Origin of the sequence: Domibacillus mangrovi, from assembly GCF_001906925.1 — a bacterium.
Taxonomy (GTDB): Bacteria; Bacillota; Bacilli; order Bacillales; family Domibacillaceae; genus Domibacillus; species Domibacillus mangrovi.
Genome location: NZ_MRWQ01000001.1, coordinates 41872 through 59184 on the forward strand (window position 1 = coordinate 41872; position 17313 = coordinate 59184).

14 protein-coding genes are annotated in these 17313 nt (G+C 40.5%); 5 read left to right on the forward strand and 9 right to left on the reverse strand.

Annotated features, from left to right (window positions below; all coding sequences use genetic code 11):
* Positions 1-410: 410 nt before the first annotated feature.
* Positions 411-614: a hypothetical protein gene (locus tag BLL40_RS17610; RefSeq protein WP_073709894.1), complete on the reverse strand. Its 204-nt coding sequence runs from the start codon at positions 612-614 to the stop codon at positions 411-413.
* Positions 615-641: 27 nt separating this feature from the next.
* Here BLL40_RS17610 and BLL40_RS00155 point away from each other — a divergent pair, with 27 nt between their 5' ends.
* Positions 642-1124 (forward strand): ribonuclease H-like YkuK family protein, encoded by a 483-nt coding sequence (locus tag BLL40_RS00155; protein ID WP_073710357.1) that lies wholly within the window; start codon positions 642-644, stop codon positions 1122-1124.
* A 496-nt stretch (positions 1125-1620) separates the two neighbouring features.
* Here BLL40_RS00155 and BLL40_RS00160 read toward each other — a convergent pair whose 3' ends face one another.
* Genes BLL40_RS00160 through BLL40_RS00175 form a run of 4 tightly spaced genes read right to left on the reverse strand, consistent with a single transcriptional unit; the run spans position 1621 to position 7194 of the window.
* A complete protein-coding gene (locus tag BLL40_RS00160; protein WP_073709895.1) occupies positions 1621-4929 on the reverse strand; it encodes an AAA domain-containing protein in 3309 nt (1102 codons plus the stop codon).
* Positions 4930-4941: 12 nt separating this feature from the next.
* A complete protein-coding gene (locus tag BLL40_RS00165) occupies positions 4942-5562 on the reverse strand; it encodes a hypothetical protein (protein ID WP_073709896.1) in 621 nt (206 codons plus the stop codon).
* A 12-nt stretch (positions 5563-5574) separates the two neighbouring features.
* A complete protein-coding gene (locus BLL40_RS00170) occupies positions 5575-6135 on the reverse strand; it encodes a hypothetical protein (RefSeq protein WP_073709897.1) in 561 nt (186 codons plus the stop codon).
* A 12-nt stretch (positions 6136-6147) separates the two neighbouring features.
* Entirely contained in the window at positions 6148-7194 is a 1047-nt protein-coding gene (locus BLL40_RS00175; protein ID WP_073709898.1) for a hypothetical protein, read from the reverse strand.
* Positions 7195-7524: 330 nt separating this feature from the next.
* On the opposite strand from BLL40_RS00175, the gene BLL40_RS00180 reads away from it, so the two are divergent.
* Complete coding sequence (locus tag BLL40_RS00180; protein WP_073709899.1) at positions 7525-8673, forward strand: hypothetical protein; 1149 nt, start codon at positions 7525-7527, stop codon at positions 8671-8673.
* A 146-nt stretch (positions 8674-8819) separates the two neighbouring features.
* Here BLL40_RS00180 and BLL40_RS00185 read toward each other — a convergent pair whose 3' ends face one another.
* The 4 genes from BLL40_RS00185 to BLL40_RS17270 all read right to left on the reverse strand — a co-directional run bounded on the left by BLL40_RS00185 (position 8820) and on the right by BLL40_RS17270 (position 13755).
* Complete coding sequence (locus BLL40_RS00185; protein WP_073709900.1) at positions 8820-10652, reverse strand: DUF262 domain-containing protein; 1833 nt, start codon at positions 10650-10652, stop codon at positions 8820-8822.
* A 154-nt stretch (positions 10653-10806) separates the two neighbouring features.
* Positions 10807-13227, reverse strand: coding sequence for a DEAD/DEAH box helicase family protein (locus tag BLL40_RS00190; RefSeq protein WP_073709901.1), 2421 nt, complete (start codon positions 13225-13227; stop codon positions 10807-10809).
* The gene (locus BLL40_RS00195) at positions 13220-13546 is read right to left on the reverse strand and encodes a nucleoside triphosphate pyrophosphohydrolase (protein WP_073709902.1); all 327 of its coding nucleotides are present in this window, start codon (positions 13544-13546) and stop codon (positions 13220-13222) included. Before BLL40_RS00195 ends, BLL40_RS00190 begins: the two co-directional genes overlap by 8 nt.
* 62 nt (positions 13547-13608) lie before the next feature.
* Positions 13609-13755 (reverse strand): hypothetical protein, encoded by a 147-nt coding sequence (locus BLL40_RS17270; protein ID WP_159434161.1) that lies wholly within the window; start codon positions 13753-13755, stop codon positions 13609-13611.
* Between the two features lie 315 nt (positions 13756-14070).
* Between BLL40_RS17270 and fabF the strand changes: the two genes are divergently transcribed.
* The 3 genes from fabF to BLL40_RS00210 all read left to right on the forward strand — a co-directional run bounded on the left by fabF (position 14071) and on the right by BLL40_RS00210 (position 17212).
* The gene (gene fabF / locus BLL40_RS00200) at positions 14071-15306 is read left to right on the forward strand and encodes a beta-ketoacyl-ACP synthase II (protein ID WP_073709903.1); all 1236 of its coding nucleotides are present in this window, start codon (positions 14071-14073) and stop codon (positions 15304-15306) included.
* Between the two features lie 100 nt (positions 15307-15406).
* A complete protein-coding gene (locus BLL40_RS00205; protein WP_245797866.1) occupies positions 15407-16039 on the forward strand; it encodes a hypothetical protein in 633 nt (210 codons plus the stop codon).
* 435 nt (positions 16040-16474) lie between these two features.
* Entirely contained in the window at positions 16475-17212 is a 738-nt protein-coding gene (locus BLL40_RS00210; RefSeq protein ID WP_073709905.1) for a YwqG family protein, read from the forward strand.
* The last annotated feature ends 101 nt before the right edge of the window (positions 17213-17313 follow it).

Below are 17313 nucleotides of genomic sequence, written 5' to 3' on the forward strand. Positions count from 1 at the left end.
AAGATATGAAGTAGTAAAGAAAGAGTTCTAGTGCAAATAGATTATGATCTTGATAAATTCTTCAAGCAAACTTGCTTTTTAATCAACTGATGAAAAACTTTTCCTTGTCTATAAAGCAGTCATAGCCTATGACCAACTTTACCTTTACAAAACCAAAAACATACTGAACCCGTATGAGAGTACACGATAAACAGCCATTAAAACGAGCGAAAGAATTATGAATCCTATCACGAAAAGCGTTATTAATCCCTCCCTTTCTTGTTTTTCTCGAGATGAAAATAAAAATCATTGAATAGTAGAAGCAGACACATAGATACCATCATCCATGACGTAAGAGGTAAGCGCCTTGTTATGGATTCTGTGTTCACGGAGAGCGATGATCACCGTGACTAGCGCAAATATGATTCCTATCATTCGAATCGTTTTTTCACTTCCCCATGCAACAATCCGTATTGAACTAGACAAAAAAGAATCAATGGTCTTCCTTTTCTCTGCACGCCAGCAAAACAATTGCCATATGATGTATAGATAGCGCATATATATTTTAATATATTCTCAATAAGCAAGGAAAGCTGTGGTGCTACAAGGTGAACGATTATCCAATTTATACTCATTCCTTTCAAAACCTCCAGAAAAATAATATGTCATTTGAAGAGGTTTTCAATCATATTGTCAAGTTCATGACCATCCATCCAAGGGGCAAGTATCGATTAATGATCGGGACAGATTCCCAAATTCATACTGCACATACCGTTTTTATTACGGGTATTGTGATTCAACAAGAAGGACATGGTGTATGGGCATGTATAAGTAAAGTGATCATCCCAAGAAGAATGACGCAATTACACGAACGGATTTCCTATGAATTATCTTTAACAGAGGAGATTGTTTCCATGTTTACGGAAGACCGAAAAAATCAGTTAATCAATATCGTTCTTCCTGCCGTATACGAAGGGGCAACTTTCACGATGGAAGGCCATATTGATATCGGAGCCGGTAAACGGAACAAAACAAGTGAGTTTGTCAAAGAAATGGTCGCTAGGATGGAATCCATGGGGGTTGAACCCAAGATTAAACCAAATGCGTTCGTTGCTTCAAGCTATGCCAATCGGTATACAAAATAAGAGAAGCCATGTCCTCTGTTTACAGGATATGATTCATTTCTTAATCTCTACCCAAGATAAAATCTCTTCATCACCGTTACACATGTCCCCCGCCGACACTTTTTCCGTTTTCATTTTCTACATGAGTTTATTTTTTCTATAGATATGTATTCTTTTATCTGTAACCTTCTTATATAAAAAAGAATAAACCTATATAGGACAAGGGATGAAGAGCGTTACAGATCTTTTTTGGATCTGTAAAACTATACCGGCTTATAGTGGCTCACGGCTGTTACAGGTCGCCTTCCATATCATCTGTAACGAGCCTATCCATTATTAAGATTTTTCCTTTTGAAAGTTCTGAGGATTTTAACAGCGTTAATCTTTTGTAACACAAGTATATGAGACGCTTTGATCCTTTAAATGCGTTTAGTAGTTAAATATAGTAAATATTTAATAAAAATAATAAACTATGGAAGGCGCTAGCTTAGTCATTCATAACAGCTAGTACCTTTTTTTATTTCGTATATGCTTGTACTAATACCGGCTTACGTTCAAGTACATCTTCTTCTTTTAAAATGGCTCCGTGAGCAGCGATGTATTGCGCAATTTTATATAAAATATGCGATTCGCCATATGACTGTAAATAACGTAGCGAACCGATGATCAGCAAATCATTCTTCACACGAGAGAAAGCAACGTTTAATCGCGCTTCATCTGAAAAATAAAGCGTTTTACGCCGCGATCTCGTCATGCAGTAAATCACAAGTTCCGCCTCATCTCCTTGATAAGCATCAATCGTATTCACCGCAATGTGATCCTCCGTCCAATGAATCCCTTCTTTGCGCAGAGCTTCACGAATACAACGCATTTGGCCACGATACGGGCAAATAACCGCAATTTTTTCCTCTACTGGACGTTTCGCACGAATCCGTTTTACGAGCTTTGCCACGAGCCGAGCCTCATATTCATTCGTTACTGTTGCATTTTTTGTGCTTTCACGGTATTGCACCTCATCCGATAAATCTAATAAATTTAAATGGTGATCAAAATATTTCGTTGGGCGCTCTGCTGTTCCTCGTCCGTTTAACAGCTTCCCTTCATAGAAAAATTGACTAATCATCGAGCCAATGACTGCCGGCATACGGTATTGTGTATGAAGCATTTGCTTATTCGTATCCGGACAATTTTCATATAAACGTTTAAATAAGCTCGTGACGAATAAATCGTTCACACAATATGAATGGTTTTCGAGCTCGATTTTTTCTGTATCATAAAGAGATGGATTTACGACAGGCGGCAGCTGCTTATGATCCCCAATTAGTACAACCTTTTTCGCTTTATTCAGCGGGATAAGCAGCTCAGCAGGCAATGCTTTTCCCGCTTCATCAATTATTACTAAATCAAATTCAACACGGTCTAGCCCAATTTGTCGTTGCATGAGCCCTAAGCAGGTCGCACCGATAATTTGATGATTTTTAACGAGTAGCTCCCCCATAATCGGGTTCGCTCGGTCTTGTCCACATCCGATTAAAGATTTCCAGCGTGTTAAAAACAGTGCTTGAGCGCCGTGTTCCTCTTTTTGCGCAATTTTTTCCACGTAGGCTTTATATTTTGTGTCGAAGCTAATTGGTGTGAGCTGGTTGTCAATTTTGTCTATATTACCGCAGCGGATCATTTGGTCCTCGTATTGTGCCCCAAATCCTTTTAGTACATTATCAATCGCGACATTCGCCTGCGATACAATTAAAATGCGCGCAGACGGATGCCTTTGCAAATATTGCGCCATTATCTCGCGAATCACTGTCGTTTTACCTGTTCCCGGTGGTCCTTGTACTAAATAAATATTTTCCTCCGCTAACGCTTGCTCAACTGCTTCCTTTTGCGCCCGGTTTTCAGCAAGCTGCTTATTTTGAAACATGAGCTCTCCAAGTGACACTGTTTGTGGCTCGATATTTTTACTGTTCAAAATATATGACTGAAGCTGCCCATTGACGAGCTGTCCGCTGCGAAACGCATTCAATGCATTGCGCTGCTGTATTTCTGGATAGCAAAAATTTTTCACATACACTTTTAGCTGAAATATTGGTATTGAAAGCATCGGTGATTCACTATAAACGCGCAGATGATGTACGACTTCATCAAAATCGGCCAGCACATATTGCTCCTTTTCCACCTCTATAATAAACTCCACAATACCAGTTAATTCAAGCTGCACTAATCGCTGGCGTACATCTTCTGCGTTTAACAATTCATATTCGTGCGCATACAGCATCGCATTTGGCAATTTATAAACACGTGCTGTTTCACTTAAATCACATATCACTTCTTTCCCTTTATATAAATATTGGATCAGCTTTTCTGTTACTTCCGTCCATTTCGTAAAAAAGCTAAGCCCTTCCATACTTGCATTGAGCTGCTGCTGAATTTTAAATTCTTTAAACAGCATGACACTTAAGTCAAGCATGTGCTCATACGTTTTTTCTGATAGCAGCTCGAAATCCTGTTCTTCCACCATTTCAAATTCTGCATCCATGACAACGAAAATATCTTCAGGCTGAAAACTCTCCTCTAGAGGCAATATGCATTCAAAATAAAAATAGCTTTGCACGCCGTCCATAAAGCGCACCGCAAATACGAGCTTTTCTCCTAGCTGTAATTTAATGAGTGTTGACGATGCATCGAGCGGTCCAATTTTCCATTCATCCGCTTCATTCGTACAGCCGTTTTCTTCAAGATACGTAATAAACTCCTCGGCTCCTTGAGATGAGAATACGACTGGCAATGTTTCAAATTGAAATGACTTTAAGCTATCTTGATATTTTTCGCTCACAAAGACGGGGTGATACAGCGCAAAATCCCATCCTGTAGGATAAACACGTAGTTTTGCGCCAATTGGTGGTACTTTGCGGGGGTTTTCTAAATTTTTACGATGCAGCTTTAGCGCTACACCATTATAATCGAGCAGAATGAGCTTCTTCTCCGTATGCTGTACAACCGTCGCTTCAATGCCAATTTTCGACTGATTGATCGCAATATGTTTTAAAAAACCTTTGCCGATGCTAAGGTCATACGAATACGTTGTCAAATTAAAGTTTGTGACAATGACTGGTATCATCGCCTCATCATCAAGCGACTGCAAAAGTTCCTTATCAGTCGCATCGTATTTTAGCGTGATTTGATGCATCGATTGCTGCTGAAAGAGCGGCTCGTCTAACATCGATTTTTTGAAAAACAATAGTTTTCCAACATACGGATAATCTTCCGGCAGCTTTAAGGAAAACAATAACTGCTCTGCTTCAATTTGATGGCGTCGATATTTTAGCTGCTTTTCATATTGCTTTAAATATTGCACGTACGCATACGCTTTATTTTTTGCTTCGTTTAATTCGCGCTCTAAATGTTCCATCGCTTCTTTGCGCAACATCGTTTTTTGTATTTTTGTCAGCGTGCGCAGGCGCATAATGCCGTCTTCGATTTCTTTGCGAATGTTTTCTGTCACGCTTATTTGCTCACGTGCTAGCGCAATATAGCGCGTAATATGCTTGTCAGATTGTGCTTGACGGTCAGCAAAGTATTGCTTGCGCGTTGCCGCAATACGCTCGTCCCTTGATGCCATAAATGTCGCTTCATCAATTTGAAATTGCTCCAGTAGCTTTTGCAGCTTGTTTTGTTGTGCTCGCTTAAGTCGCGCCAAATCATTGTGCATTTCCTCTTGTAGCTTTTTTTGCTCTGCTGTTAATTCACCGTATACGAATGATGCAACGGCTGATCCTATACCGATCGTAGCAAGTACACCTACGGCAACTGGAATGAGTGGTAACATATTTTCACCTCATTAATCGTCTAGTGGCTTTTCCATGTTAATTTGCGGCTGAGATTGATTTAAATATTGAATTGACGTGTTTAACGATTGAATACAATTTTGCATATCATTCGTTATATTCGCAGGTGTAACTGGCAGCACAACGCCCGCAAACATGGCATCGTAATATTTTTTGTACATCCCCATAACGGTTTCAAGCATGGACTGCTGCATATCCAACATACGCATTTTGGATTCGTGCTCATTGCGAATTTGCAGACGCTTCGTTTCCTCCGATTCACTTAACTCATGCATACGTACATCTAATTCTTTTAACTTTACTTCTGTATCTGCTTTATACTTTTTGACTTCCACTTCCATGTTCTTCATCTCTTTTTCAAGCGTCGTTTGGAATTCCCATAAGTCCCGCTCAAGCTGAATTTGTTTACTGTCTAGCTCGATTTTCGCTAAGCGCGTATCTTTCCGTGCTGTCACAATAGTATTAATTAAGCCGGATGTACTTTCGATGACACGAATACCTGAATGAATATAATCCATGCGCTGTGTATGCTCTTTTTTACTCGTTCCTTTTTTTGTCGCCTGTTTCGACGTTTGTTCAACCACTTTTTTCATCTTTTTCATATTTAAGCCCATTGTTTTGTCTCCTTAATATAATGTTTTCACAAGCTGATTCACTTGCCGTTGAATCTTGCGATACTCTTCAAATAATGCTTGTTTCTTCACATTATCTTCATCTGTCAATGTGTCTAAATATTGCTCTGCTTTCTCTAAAATACGTTGGAAGTTGCACAAGTTTTCCGCAACGATTCCGTGTAACTTTTTATTTTGTTCATAAGATGATGCATCGCCTGCGTATTGTGTTTCGAGCTGTTCTGCATACGCTTGTAATTCGAACTTCAATTGCTTTTGTTCAACACGCAGCTCGTCCTCTAATTGCTGTTGCAGGAGCGTGAGTTTTTGTGCATACATTTGCTCATGAATGGCAGTTACTTCCTCATTATGCGACTTAACGGTTTCCGTTTTCTGATGTAAATAACCCGTTTGTTGTTTAGCCTCACTATAAGAAACAATGCTACCAATCAGTTCTATGACATTGAGTCCCGTTTCTAAAGCGAGCTTTCGTATGTTTTTTTGTCCTGCTGCTTGCACAATTCTCACGCTTCGTGTTGCCATATGTCCTAAAAATCGAAACGCTATATCACTCATTTTCAGTCCTCCTTACGCAAGCAACCATGAGGATAATGGCGTTGTACGCATCACTATATCCCCTAGCTTTAGCTCAATATCGAATTCATATGGAATATCAACATGCTCGAATAATTGTTGAATTGCTAGCTGATCCGGCCTGTTCGTTTGCTCTAATTTCAGCTTATATACTGGACCGCGCACATCATAATCCGCGTACGATAACACGAATTTCCCTGTCAACTGCTCATAATAAAACGTTGGCAGCTTCGCTTTAGCCTCAGCTTGCCGTTTTTGTAATTGGATTATTTCTTCTGCTTTTGCAGACAGAAGCGACGGGTCGAATTGTTTCAATTGCTTTAATGTTGGCAACACATGGCGGTATTCCTCTAACAATGAATGATGAAGCTCAATCATAATCGGCACTACCCCTGTTTGAATCGCTAAATCGAATGGCTCCGCAAACCCTTTTTCAAGCGTCTCAGCTGGTATTTCTTTTATAAACGCACGATAATACTGTGTGCGTGGATCGCAGTCAAGCCATACTTGTATGCTCTCAAGTTCTTCTTTCAATAAGTCATGACTATATGGATGAGTAAAGCAAATATGTTCCATAAAAAACGATTGGCTATTACTAAAATTTTTATTTTGTAAAAGTTCTTTTACGACATTTACTTTCAGTTTCGGCATGCATTCATTTGCTTTAAATAAGCGCGGGCGCGTTTTCATAATTTTACCGTTAAATGCATTGACAAGTACTTTCGGTGCTTCTTCATTTAGCTCATCTACAATCGCCATAAGTTTTAAATAACGCTGCCCAAGCGCTGTTAAATAATAATTACCGTCTCGTTCTTCAAAAAAGCTCCATCCTTGTAGTCTATGTATTTCTTCTAAAATGACGTGCTGCTTTAACTCTGTTATTTGTTCAATCGCCGCAAGCTGTTCACCGTTCCCAATCATTTGAAAAACGAATCGTGTAAACGGCTCAAAATCGACCAATCTTTCTGATGTAATCCGCATTGTTGCTTCAAATACAGGAAAAAACACCGGAAACTTTTCAACTGTTTGTATGTAATCCACGTTGTCACCTCTAGCTCTTTATACACTATCCCCTTTATTTTAACAGACTATTTTACCCAGAAGATGCTCATAAACTGATTTTAATAGCCTAAAGAAATTCTCAATCACTGCATTGTCCAAACAGTTACCTTTGCGCGACATACTTTGAGTAATTGAAATTATCCCAATTAGTTTAAATTAGATTTCGAAAGCTTTATAAATTTATACCTGGTAATAGACAAGTGCCGTTGCGACCAAAATGGCAGCACATAAGATGAAACAAATAAGGTAGATATGCTGGAAAACAATACATATGAACAAAAATACAACGATGCAAGGAGTGGTTTATTCGTGAGGAACAAAAAAGGGTCAGGTAATGATTGGTTCGTTCTGCAATCTCTATTTAACCATAACGTCCCTTTCGAACTCATCCATATACTGGATAATTTGATTAAAGAGAATAAAATGGATACCGCAAAAATAACGGACGTTGAGACGATGAAAAAAGTAAAGAAATTATATAAGCAATTTATTAGCCGTTTTAGCAGAGTCCCTAAAGTGTTCCCGATCATTATCTCAGCAACAGAAGCATTGAACACAGATCTTGTTGTTTCAAATTTCAATGTGAAAAGCATGAAATATGCTTTGACGATAAAAGAGCTGGATCCTCAATACCAGGTCTTCATCAGCCTGGCTTTTGGCACTCAAATTTACGATGTAGAAGCTAAATTAAGAAAACATGGGAAAGATCTTTATAATTTTGTCGGAGGCCTGCCAGCGATTCCGTTTCAAGATGAAGCTTTAAAGCAATGGATTGTTCGTCATGCAGGGGCGACGGATAACCTGGCTATTCATTCGGTCGCCCGCTTATGGAGCCATCCTAACTTCCCAAGAGGCAAGTCATTAGCTGAAATGAAAGCTTATATTCTCGATCACAGAGCCGTCACCGAATGGGAACTGGCTAAACGAAAATACCCGGAAATATTCATTCGGCCATTTAAATGCAGAATTCAAGACAATCCCTATAAAAATGAAAATGAACAAGTCCGAATTCTCGACGCGAATGATGAACGGCAAATAATGCTCGGTGTATTGACCGCTTGCTGCCAGCGGCTGGACGGTATGGGGGAAGCTTGCATGATTGAAGGACTTATCAATCCTGACAGCGGATTTCTCGTATTTGAAAGAGGGCCTAAAGTTTTGGCACAATCATGGATCTGGCTTACTGAAGACCTGACATGTCTTGTGATGGATAACATCGAACTAGCAGATTGCCGAAAACCGGAAGATATCCTTGATCTTTTATTCCACTGGGCGAACCAATCACCTTATCAAAACATTCAAATGGGTACTGGCTTTAACCGCGTGAAAATCGGATTGCCTGTGCAGGCAAAAGAAATGCAATGGTATCGGCAAATGTGGATGTTCAAATACACGGATGCTCATCGGCGAGTATGGATTAAAAAGAATGGGGAGATGTGTATCATGTTAGAGGAGTGAAATGCGGAATAAACATTCGCATTAAAATTATCCGTAATGATAGTTAAACACCGTCCAAATAATTGGACGGTGTGGCGTGCGTTTACACGTCTTTTTTAATGAACAATTGTGACAAAACAAATGAAAAATGACACAATTAACAGAAATTAATTTGTTTTTAAAACATCTAATTTATCTAAGTTCCAAATATCTTTCGCAATGTCCGCGTATAATTTTTGCCGTTCGTCCAAATCCTCTTTACCAAATTCGCTGTGTGGTTTGAATGACAAATTTTTCTCTCTTCTATAACGATTGAAACTCGGATTGCTTTCATAACAGTCTTTGTGGAGTGATTTAGCCAAAAGGTTTTGACCGAAGTATTGTTTGAGCTTTACCTGATACTCGGCATCTCCATAACTCTGATTGATTCGTTTAGGCAGCAGCAATAGGCCACCGACTCGGTTGCGGTATTCCGTAAACTCACTTTCATGATCAAATAGTTCGCTGTACCGCTCGTATTTATTTGCCCAAATATGTTCGATCTGGAATGGATTCTTTGACTCTTTCGTTACATACGTTTCAAATTTTGAATCAATTCCGCTCTCGACCTCGATATGGTGCGTGAGGCGGGCTAATAAATAATGCACGTATTTCTTGTTTTGTTGATGCATTTTGAAGTCCTTAATAGCATCGATGTTACTGCTCTTTAAATGCTTTTTCAAAATATCGATCAACTCGTCTAAGTCTTTGTTTCGTATTTCTTTTGTCAAATTGTACATCGTATAAGAAATGGCTGAGTAATTCAACGTGCTATAAGAAATAAAACGGTTCACGATCCACATATCAATAAAATAGGCAACCATATTCATTTTACGATCAACAATCTCTTCTGAATCCGTTACTTTCAAAGGAGACAGCAGCAGGTGATATTGGTGCGTAAAATTATTGTGGGCATTGTAATAAATGTGTTCCAAACCCTCGGTATAATCCCATGTAGCGTCTAAAATACGGCCATACTGTTTCGCATAGAAATCAAAATGCTTAGCAACGAATTCATAATAATCGTTGCTCGTGTTCAATTGGAGATTTTTCTTATTATCCCTAACCCACTTATGGAACGAGGTGGCGACTTTCTCGAAATCTTTATTCTCTTTTCCTTTACTTCTTTCTCTCAAAGTTTCAGCATATTTAGCCCGGAACCAATGCTTAAAGAAATCAATCTCTTCCGCTTTATCAAATTCAACGAGCTCCAGAATTCTTTTTTTCCAAAGATCGTTCGCTTTCAATTTTTGATCGTCATTTTTAATATTGGCAAGAAGATAGCCTTTTAACATATCAGTAGGACTTAAACTTAATCCACGGTCATTCATTGTTTCAAATATCGTGTAAGCGTCGTCTTGATTGTTCGCTTCAATATGAACCAACGTCACTTTATGTAGCAGCCAATCGATAAAATAAGGGAGAGCATCTCCTTTTAACTCTTCTGGAAAATAAGCTTTAATATCTTCAAATCGTGCGCCTATGTTTCGAACAGACTCTACTTCATGATTTTCAAATTCAAATGGAATTTCATTAAAAAGTACTTCCATCCCTTCCATTCTTTCTTCTACAAACAGATTGAAGTCCTTGTTCCCATACTTTTCCGAGAAAATCAACTCACTTACGTTCACTGTTCTCCCCATTCTATCCTTTTGTATATTGTGAAGATAAATGAGTAATAAAGTGAGAGATGTTAGCCTTTGTTGACCATCGATGATTGATTTCTTCCCTTCTTTGTTACTGATAACGACGGAACCTAAAAAATAATTATCGTAATTTTCAACTTCCCTTGGTTCATGGCCAACATCGTAATTATCGCTGAACTTTGTTTCAAGATCTTCCAGCAGCTCTTTAATATTTTTCGTTTCCCATTTGTATTCTCTCTGATAATAGTCAATGCCATATTTGGCGTTGTGAAGTGTTTCTTGAATGCTTTTCGCTCGTGCATCAATTTTGCTCACTTCGTACTGGCTCCTCTCTTAAACATGAAAACATTATATAAGTCTTTTTTCATAACAGTCTAATTTAATCGTGATTTATAATAGACTGCACAGGTCTGACGCATATCTATTCAATGTGGTCTCGTGTAGCCGTTAAACAGCTAAAAAAGAATTTTCATTCGTTTGACTGCTCTGTTTTCTCCACTTTTCTCTCAAAATATCGATGCAGCCTATACATGCAAATCTCCTTCGTCCATTTAAATATAATCTCTTTTTCCTTTTCTTCAATATTCACCCCCACTTTAAACCTCTCACCGTCAAACGTAACAAGCCCATTGCCGCTGCCGCTCCACTTCGTCATCGGCATATCGACAATCAGCTTGGTAACAGCTTTCTCATCATACTGCCACAGCTTCTTTCCTTGCTTATCGGAAAAATCGATCCGTTTCCGGTATTCTTTTGACGTTAAATAGTCGTGAAAAAATGGGGCGGTTTCGATCGGTGTGATAGGTTTCGTCCAGTGATCAAATCCTCGTTCAAGCATGTATTTCAGAACGACCATTTTATAGCTTTTATTCATAGCGGTTTTTTCGACTTCGTTGAACCAATTTGCGTGCTTCTTGAATACCTCTTCTTCCTGCTCATTCAGTTCACCAATGTTGTGTAGAAATTCCGGGTATGATTGATGAAATTCTTTGATCGCTTTGCTGTCGGCATTTGCTTTCAAATGAAATTCGAGATACGTTGGTCTTCTTCCTAGTTCAAGTTTTAAGTCTTCGTATGCAAAGTGAAGTTGTTCTTTTCTCGGGTTTCGTTTCCGGCTCATTTCAGTTAATAGTTCAATGGCTTTTAGTTCAAAGTTGATAAGACAGTTTTCTGGAACAGTCGGGATGGTGCCTTTTTTCTTTTGGCTTGGATCTGTATCAAATACACTCATTTTCACATCGGCGTTCCGGTAGTTCCCAATCAAGTCGATCATCACGCAATGTGTTTTCCCATCAGCGATGCGCAGTCCACGGCCGATTTGCTGGGTGAATACGGTCAATGATTCAGTTGGCCGCACGAAAAGAATCGTGTCAACAGATGGAATATCGACGCCTTCATTAAACAAATCAACCGTGAAAATAATGTCCAGTTGTCCTTTATCAAGTGCTTCAATCGCTGTTGGTCGTGTCATCGCCGTCGCTTGTGAATGAAGTGCGACCGTTTTATAGCCTTTTCCATTGAAATAACGGGTTAAAAAGTCGGCTTGTTTAATAGATGAGCAAAAACCAATTGTTCTTGTTTGCTTATGTTCGAGCCACGCTTGGAGAATGTTATCCGCCATTTCCGTCCGCATTTGAACAGCGAGCAATTCCTCTTCATCGTAGCGCGTGCCAAGCCATGTAACACTGGAATAATCGGTATCATCATACACGCCATAATAATGAAATGGCGCAAGCCACTGCTTTTGGATAGCTTCAAGAAAATGAATACGATACGCAACATTGCCATCGCAAATACTGTATACATCTTTGTTATCCATCCGGTCCGGTGTTGCCGTAATGCCAAGAAAGAATTGTGGTGTAAAATAGTGACGGATTTTTTCATAGGACTTGCTTGCAGCATGGTGAAATTCATCAACGACGATAAGATCAAAATCGTCCGGTTGAAAACTATGTAAATGATGGTTTGAGTTCAATGTAAAAATGGAAGCGAAAATCATATCCGCGTCTTTTTCTTTATAAGTGCCATTTAATATACCCGCTGTCCGGTCTCGATGAACGTGTAAAAATGATTTTTTCGCCTGTTCAAGAATTTCTTCTCGATGAGCGATAAATAAAACACGTTTAAATCGCTTCGTAAAAAAAGCAGCAAGATATGTTTTGCCAAGTCCTGTTGCCATAACGACAAGTGCTCGTTCATATTGTTCATCCATCGTCGCATGCAATGCGGCCAATGCTTCTTCCTGTGCCGGACGTGGTGTTAATTTATATGTATACAGTTCTTTCATTTCGACGATGAGTTCTGCCTGATCGGACGGCCCTTCCAGCATCATCGATTCTTCTTCCGCTTCTGTCCATTGGGCGGCAATGGAATGACTCCGGTGAAACTCATCATATCGTTCACGATATTTTTTCACCGTTTCCATATTCATCGGAATCGTGTGATCATGATAAAAAATCGCTTCAAATTCAGCTAGTGCGATTTCAAACAACTCCCTGTCACCAGCTGACACGTTCCATTCAATGCCGCTGGTCAAAGCGGATGCTGACATGTTGGACGAACCAACAATGATGTGGCCTCCATCGTTTAGCCGGAACAAATATGCTTTCGGGTGAAATGAGCGCCCGCCGCTTTGCCACATGCGTACGTTTGCTTCCGGCAATTCATCAACTAAAAGTTGGAGAGCATCTGGCTGCGTAATATGTAAGTAATCGCCAGTACCAATGTAAATATCTGCCCCTCGAATCGCTGCTTTTTGCAAAGCCGGTAACAGTTTTTTGACACCAGATTTCATGACAAATGACGTCAATATATAAATCTCGCTCGCTTCTTCTGCCACCCGTTCAATCGTGTCTATCAAGTTAGTTGTAATGAGTTGCAGCTTACTCATCTTCCACCTCAATTAAATAAATACGCTCGTTAAATCCACCGCGTTTTTCCGCTTTTTGTTGGCGGATGTCTTCTAGTTGTTCAACACTTGCGCCATGGATCGATGCCGCTGCGTGAATGAGTTCAAGCAGATCTGCCAGTTCTTCAACGGCTTCTTCGTTCGTTGCCGCTTCTTCATATTCAGCTAGTTCTTCATGCATTTTTTTCCGTACTTCCTGCTTATATTCTTCTTCCGATAATATGCGTGACGTATAATTTTTCCCTGTTTTTTCAATAACCTCTAAAATCCGATCCCGGACAAGTTTGTTATGGACTGGCATCGTGATCGCTCCTTCTTCCTTTATCCTACTATTTTACCAGAATTGTAAGTAATTTTGTCTGGTTATTCCCCTTTTACTAAAACAGACTGCATTTGAACCACCTGCTTTGTTTCAGTCGTTCGCTTCGTCCCTTTGTTGAAGGCAGAAAAAAAGAGCCAATTTTGGCCTCCACACCCCATGAAAAATCTTGATTCAATCGATTCGTTCATCTTTTTCCATTTCCCTTCCTCCTTCTACTTCATTCCTTTTATATGTATGATGATTGATCCCCATCATGCTTTGTTTAAAACATGATGGTCACTTTCTAACGGGATCGTTTATTCCCCATTTTCCACATGACAGACCGTGTTTGAATCGCACGCTTGTCTTGTTTTGTCGTTTTGTCCTTTTAACAGCACAGTGCCATTGACAGTGACGGACTAGAAAGTTAGTATTCAAGCAAGCCAAAGCATCTTTTAAGGAGCTGTGCTTTTTTAAATTATATGAACGTTATGGTAAAATTGAAGGAAAAAGGAGTTTTTTAAATGGAACGCAGAGTTGTTGTCACTGGTACGGGGGTCATTTCTTCGTTAGGACATGATGTGAATACGTTTTGGGAGAACATTAAAAACGGTAAGTCAGGTATCCGGCAGTTGGAGTCAGAAGAATACAGTAAGATGGCGACCCGGATTGGCGGGTATATGACGGATTTTCCTGTTGAACAGTATATCGATAAAAAGGATGCAGGAAGGTACGATTTGTTTACTCAATATGCGTATGCGGCGGCTAAACAAGCGCTTGATCAAGCGAATATTGACATTGAAACGATCAATAAAGACCGGGTCGGCGTGTACATTGGCTCTGGGATTGGCGGAATTGATACGATTTTAGAAAACCATACGCGCCTGCGGGACAGTGGACCGAGACGGGTTTCTCCTTTTATGATTCCGATGATGATCAGCAATATGGCAGGCGGGATCATTGCCATTAAGTACGGGTTTCGTGGACCGAGCTTCTCCCCTGTTTCTGCCTGTGCGACTGGAAATCAGGCGATTGGCGAAGCGTTTTTGAATATTAAGCATGGCTATTCGGATGCGATTTTAGCCGGTGGTGCGGAGGCACCGATTAATCCGCTCGCGTTTGCCGGTTTTTCACGGATGAGAGCAATGTCGACGCAAAATGAAACGCCAGAGCAAGCGAGTCGTCCGTTCGATGAAAAGAGAGATGGTTTCGTCATGTCGGAAGGGTCCGGCATTTTATTTTTAGAAGAGTACGAACATGCGAAAGAAAGAGGCGCGACGATTTTAGGGGAGATTGTTGGATATGGATCGACGACAGATGCCTACCATATTACGTCTCCTGATCATACAGGGGCCGCTCATGCGATGAAATTAGCGCTTGAAATGGGACAGGTTGACCCTGCTTCCGTTGGGTATATTAATGCACATGGAACGAGCACACCTGAAGGAGATAAATCGGAGACGAATGCAATTAAACATACGTTTGGCGCGCACGCTTATAAGTTGAAAGTGAGTTCAACCAAATCGATGACTGGTCACCTATTTGGCGCAGCTGGCGGCATTGAAGCGATTATTACACTGAATAGTTTAATGGATGGCATCCTCCCGCCGACAATCAATTTGGACAATCCGGATGCGGAATGCGATCTTGATTATGTTCCGAATCATGCGGTTTCAGCACCGATCACATATGCTCTTTCAAATGGGTTTGGTTTTGGCGGTCATAATGCTGTTTTAGCATTTAAAAAGATTCAACAATAATTTGTTCTTTTTCTTTTGATTGGGGTATAGAGAAAGACAGATGACATTTGAAGCGGGCGCTTTGTTTCAAATAAGACTGAATCCTTTTTAAAAGGAGTGGATGCTGGTGAAATGGAGACCGTTTTTGTTTGCGGGTGTTGTGCTTGCGGCTGGCTGTGGGGATAAAGGTGTTCCGCCGGTGGAAGAGCCGGTGATCGAAGAGGTAGCGGATGTTCCGTCAAAAGTGGATCTTTCGTCTTATTTCTTGAAAGATGGTCAAATAGCGCATTTTGTGGGCGAAGGAAATGAGTTTGCGTCGTATAAGGCGCGGACGGTATGGCATGATGATCGTCATGTATCGGTGTATGAAGATAATGGCGGGACGGTGATGGCGCGGACGTTTCGTGTGGAGGATGAACGGATTGTCGTCGTGCGCGAGGAAGGCGAGCAATATGAGAACTATGTACCGTCAGATGGAGAGCTTGAAAGCCTTAAGCCACTTTATACGTACTTGCAGCTGCCGCTTAAAGCAGGACAGTCGTTTGACGGCTGGACAGTGACCGATGACTCGTCTTCGGTCGAGACCCCACTTCAAACGTTTGATCACGCTGTTGTTTTGGAGAAAATCGGTGAAGATGGAGCAACCGTGCGCAGTTATTTTGTGGATGGCTTTGGTGAAGTGAAACGTGAGTTTGTGATGGACAATTTTATCGTATCGTCGATGATCGAACGAATAGAAGAACCAGCGCGTTGACCGTATGCCTCGAGCAGGGCTTCCTGTTTCTATCGTCAATCTCCGCAACGTCCCTATGTGAAGTTGCGGAGATTGACGCGCCCCACCAAGTAGGTTACTGCAATAATAGTGACAAAACTTCACGTTAGCATAAGTAATCCTTTTTGTAAGCGGTTGCAACAGCCAATGCTGTCGGATTTAATCAGTCTCTTTAACTATTTCAAACTCGCTCCGCTTCCCTCTAATGATCAGATTACTTGATTAAATTAGCCTTTTCGCTTGCTATGTGTGTGAAAACCCTGGAAAGTACAAGTGTTCGTTCGGATCATTTTCTTTCACGTTGGTCGAATTGAACCTATTATGGCAACAAGAAATATAGATGTCAGGATCGAGTTTTTTGCTATATGATCACATGAAAAATCTTCTTTTCATATCCCATCTAAAGGAGTGGTTTCGATGAGTGAACGATTACAGCAGTTGATTACAGAATTTACTCTTGACCATGTACGAGCTGATATTTTGAGTGCCGTTTATGAATGTGTCTCGATTTCAAGTGCACCGGCAGAAAGGCTTCCTGGCGGTGCGTCAAAATTTGGCGGTGTGGCGGATTTACCCGCTGAGACCGCGTATCCTTCGTTTAATGGCACGCCACTTTCGTTTATCGGACAAATTAACTTAACCGAAGTGTCTGCGCTCCGTTTGAAGCACAACCCGTTGCCGATGTCCGGCATGTTATCCTTTTTCTATTATAATAGTGATGAGGTATCTGTGTACGGTGAACCCGAACATAGAGATGGGTGGCGTGTCCTCTATACCGATGATACAAGCGGCATGAGCGCACAGGGAGCGGCATCCTATCCGGAGCGCCGCATGCTTTTTAAGAAGGCGGAGAAGCTCGAATTCCTTTATTTTGAACAGGATGAGGATGATCAGAAATTTGAGAAATTAATGGATCAGCTTGATAATCGTCTTGATCATCAACTGCTCGGTATACCCATGTCCATACAGGGTGAAGTCTTTGAAGAAACGGCCGAGCATATAGATGGCAAGCCGGTTCTACTATTTCAGGTTGACACAGATAATAAGCTTGACATGATGTGGGGTGACATGGGCATGCTGTATTATGTGATTGGTGCGCGCGCCCTGGCATCAAAGCGTTTTGAGAAAACATGGTTCAGTATGCAGTGCTATTGATTCTTTGTTTTCCAAGTTTATAATACTTATTACTTATAGACAATCTGGACAAACAGTTATACTGTCTGTCCAGATTTTTTATGCTTGCATCACTTATATGC

Excerpts from the sequence above, each read along its gene's own strand:
- BLL40_RS17610 (WP_073709894.1), bottom strand. The coding sequence starts at position 614 with ATGAGTATAAATTGGATAATCGTTCACCTTGTAGCACCACAGCTTTCC.
- BLL40_RS00155 (WP_073710357.1), top strand. The coding sequence starts at position 642 with ATGTCATTTGAAGAGGTTTTCAATCATATTGTCAAGTTCATGACCATC.
- BLL40_RS00160 (WP_073709895.1), bottom strand. The coding sequence starts at position 4,929 with ATGTTACCACTCATTCCAGTTGCCGTAGGTGTACTTGCTACGATCGGT.
- BLL40_RS00165 (WP_073709896.1), bottom strand. The coding sequence starts at position 5,562 with ATGGGCTTAAATATGAAAAAGATGAAAAAAGTGGTTGAACAAACGTCG.
- BLL40_RS00170 (WP_073709897.1), bottom strand. The coding sequence starts at position 6,135 with ATGAGTGATATAGCGTTTCGATTTTTAGGACATATGGCAACACGAAGC.
- BLL40_RS00190 (WP_073709901.1), bottom strand. The coding sequence starts at position 13,227 with ATGAGTAAGCTGCAACTCATTACAACTAACTTGATAGACACGATTGAA.
- BLL40_RS00195 (WP_073709902.1), bottom strand. The coding sequence starts at position 13,546 with ATGCCAGTCCATAACAAACTTGTCCGGGATCGGATTTTAGAGGTTATT.
- BLL40_RS17270 (WP_159434161.1), bottom strand. The coding sequence starts at position 13,755 with ATGAACGAATCGATTGAATCAAGATTTTTCATGGGGTGTGGAGGCCAA.
- fabF (WP_073709903.1), top strand. The coding sequence starts at position 14,071 with ATGGAACGCAGAGTTGTTGTCACTGGTACGGGGGTCATTTCTTCGTTA.
- BLL40_RS00205 (WP_245797866.1), top strand. The coding sequence starts at position 15,407 with ATGCTGGTGAAATGGAGACCGTTTTTGTTTGCGGGTGTTGTGCTTGCG.
- BLL40_RS00210 (WP_073709905.1), top strand. The coding sequence starts at position 16,475 with ATGAGTGAACGATTACAGCAGTTGATTACAGAATTTACTCTTGACCAT.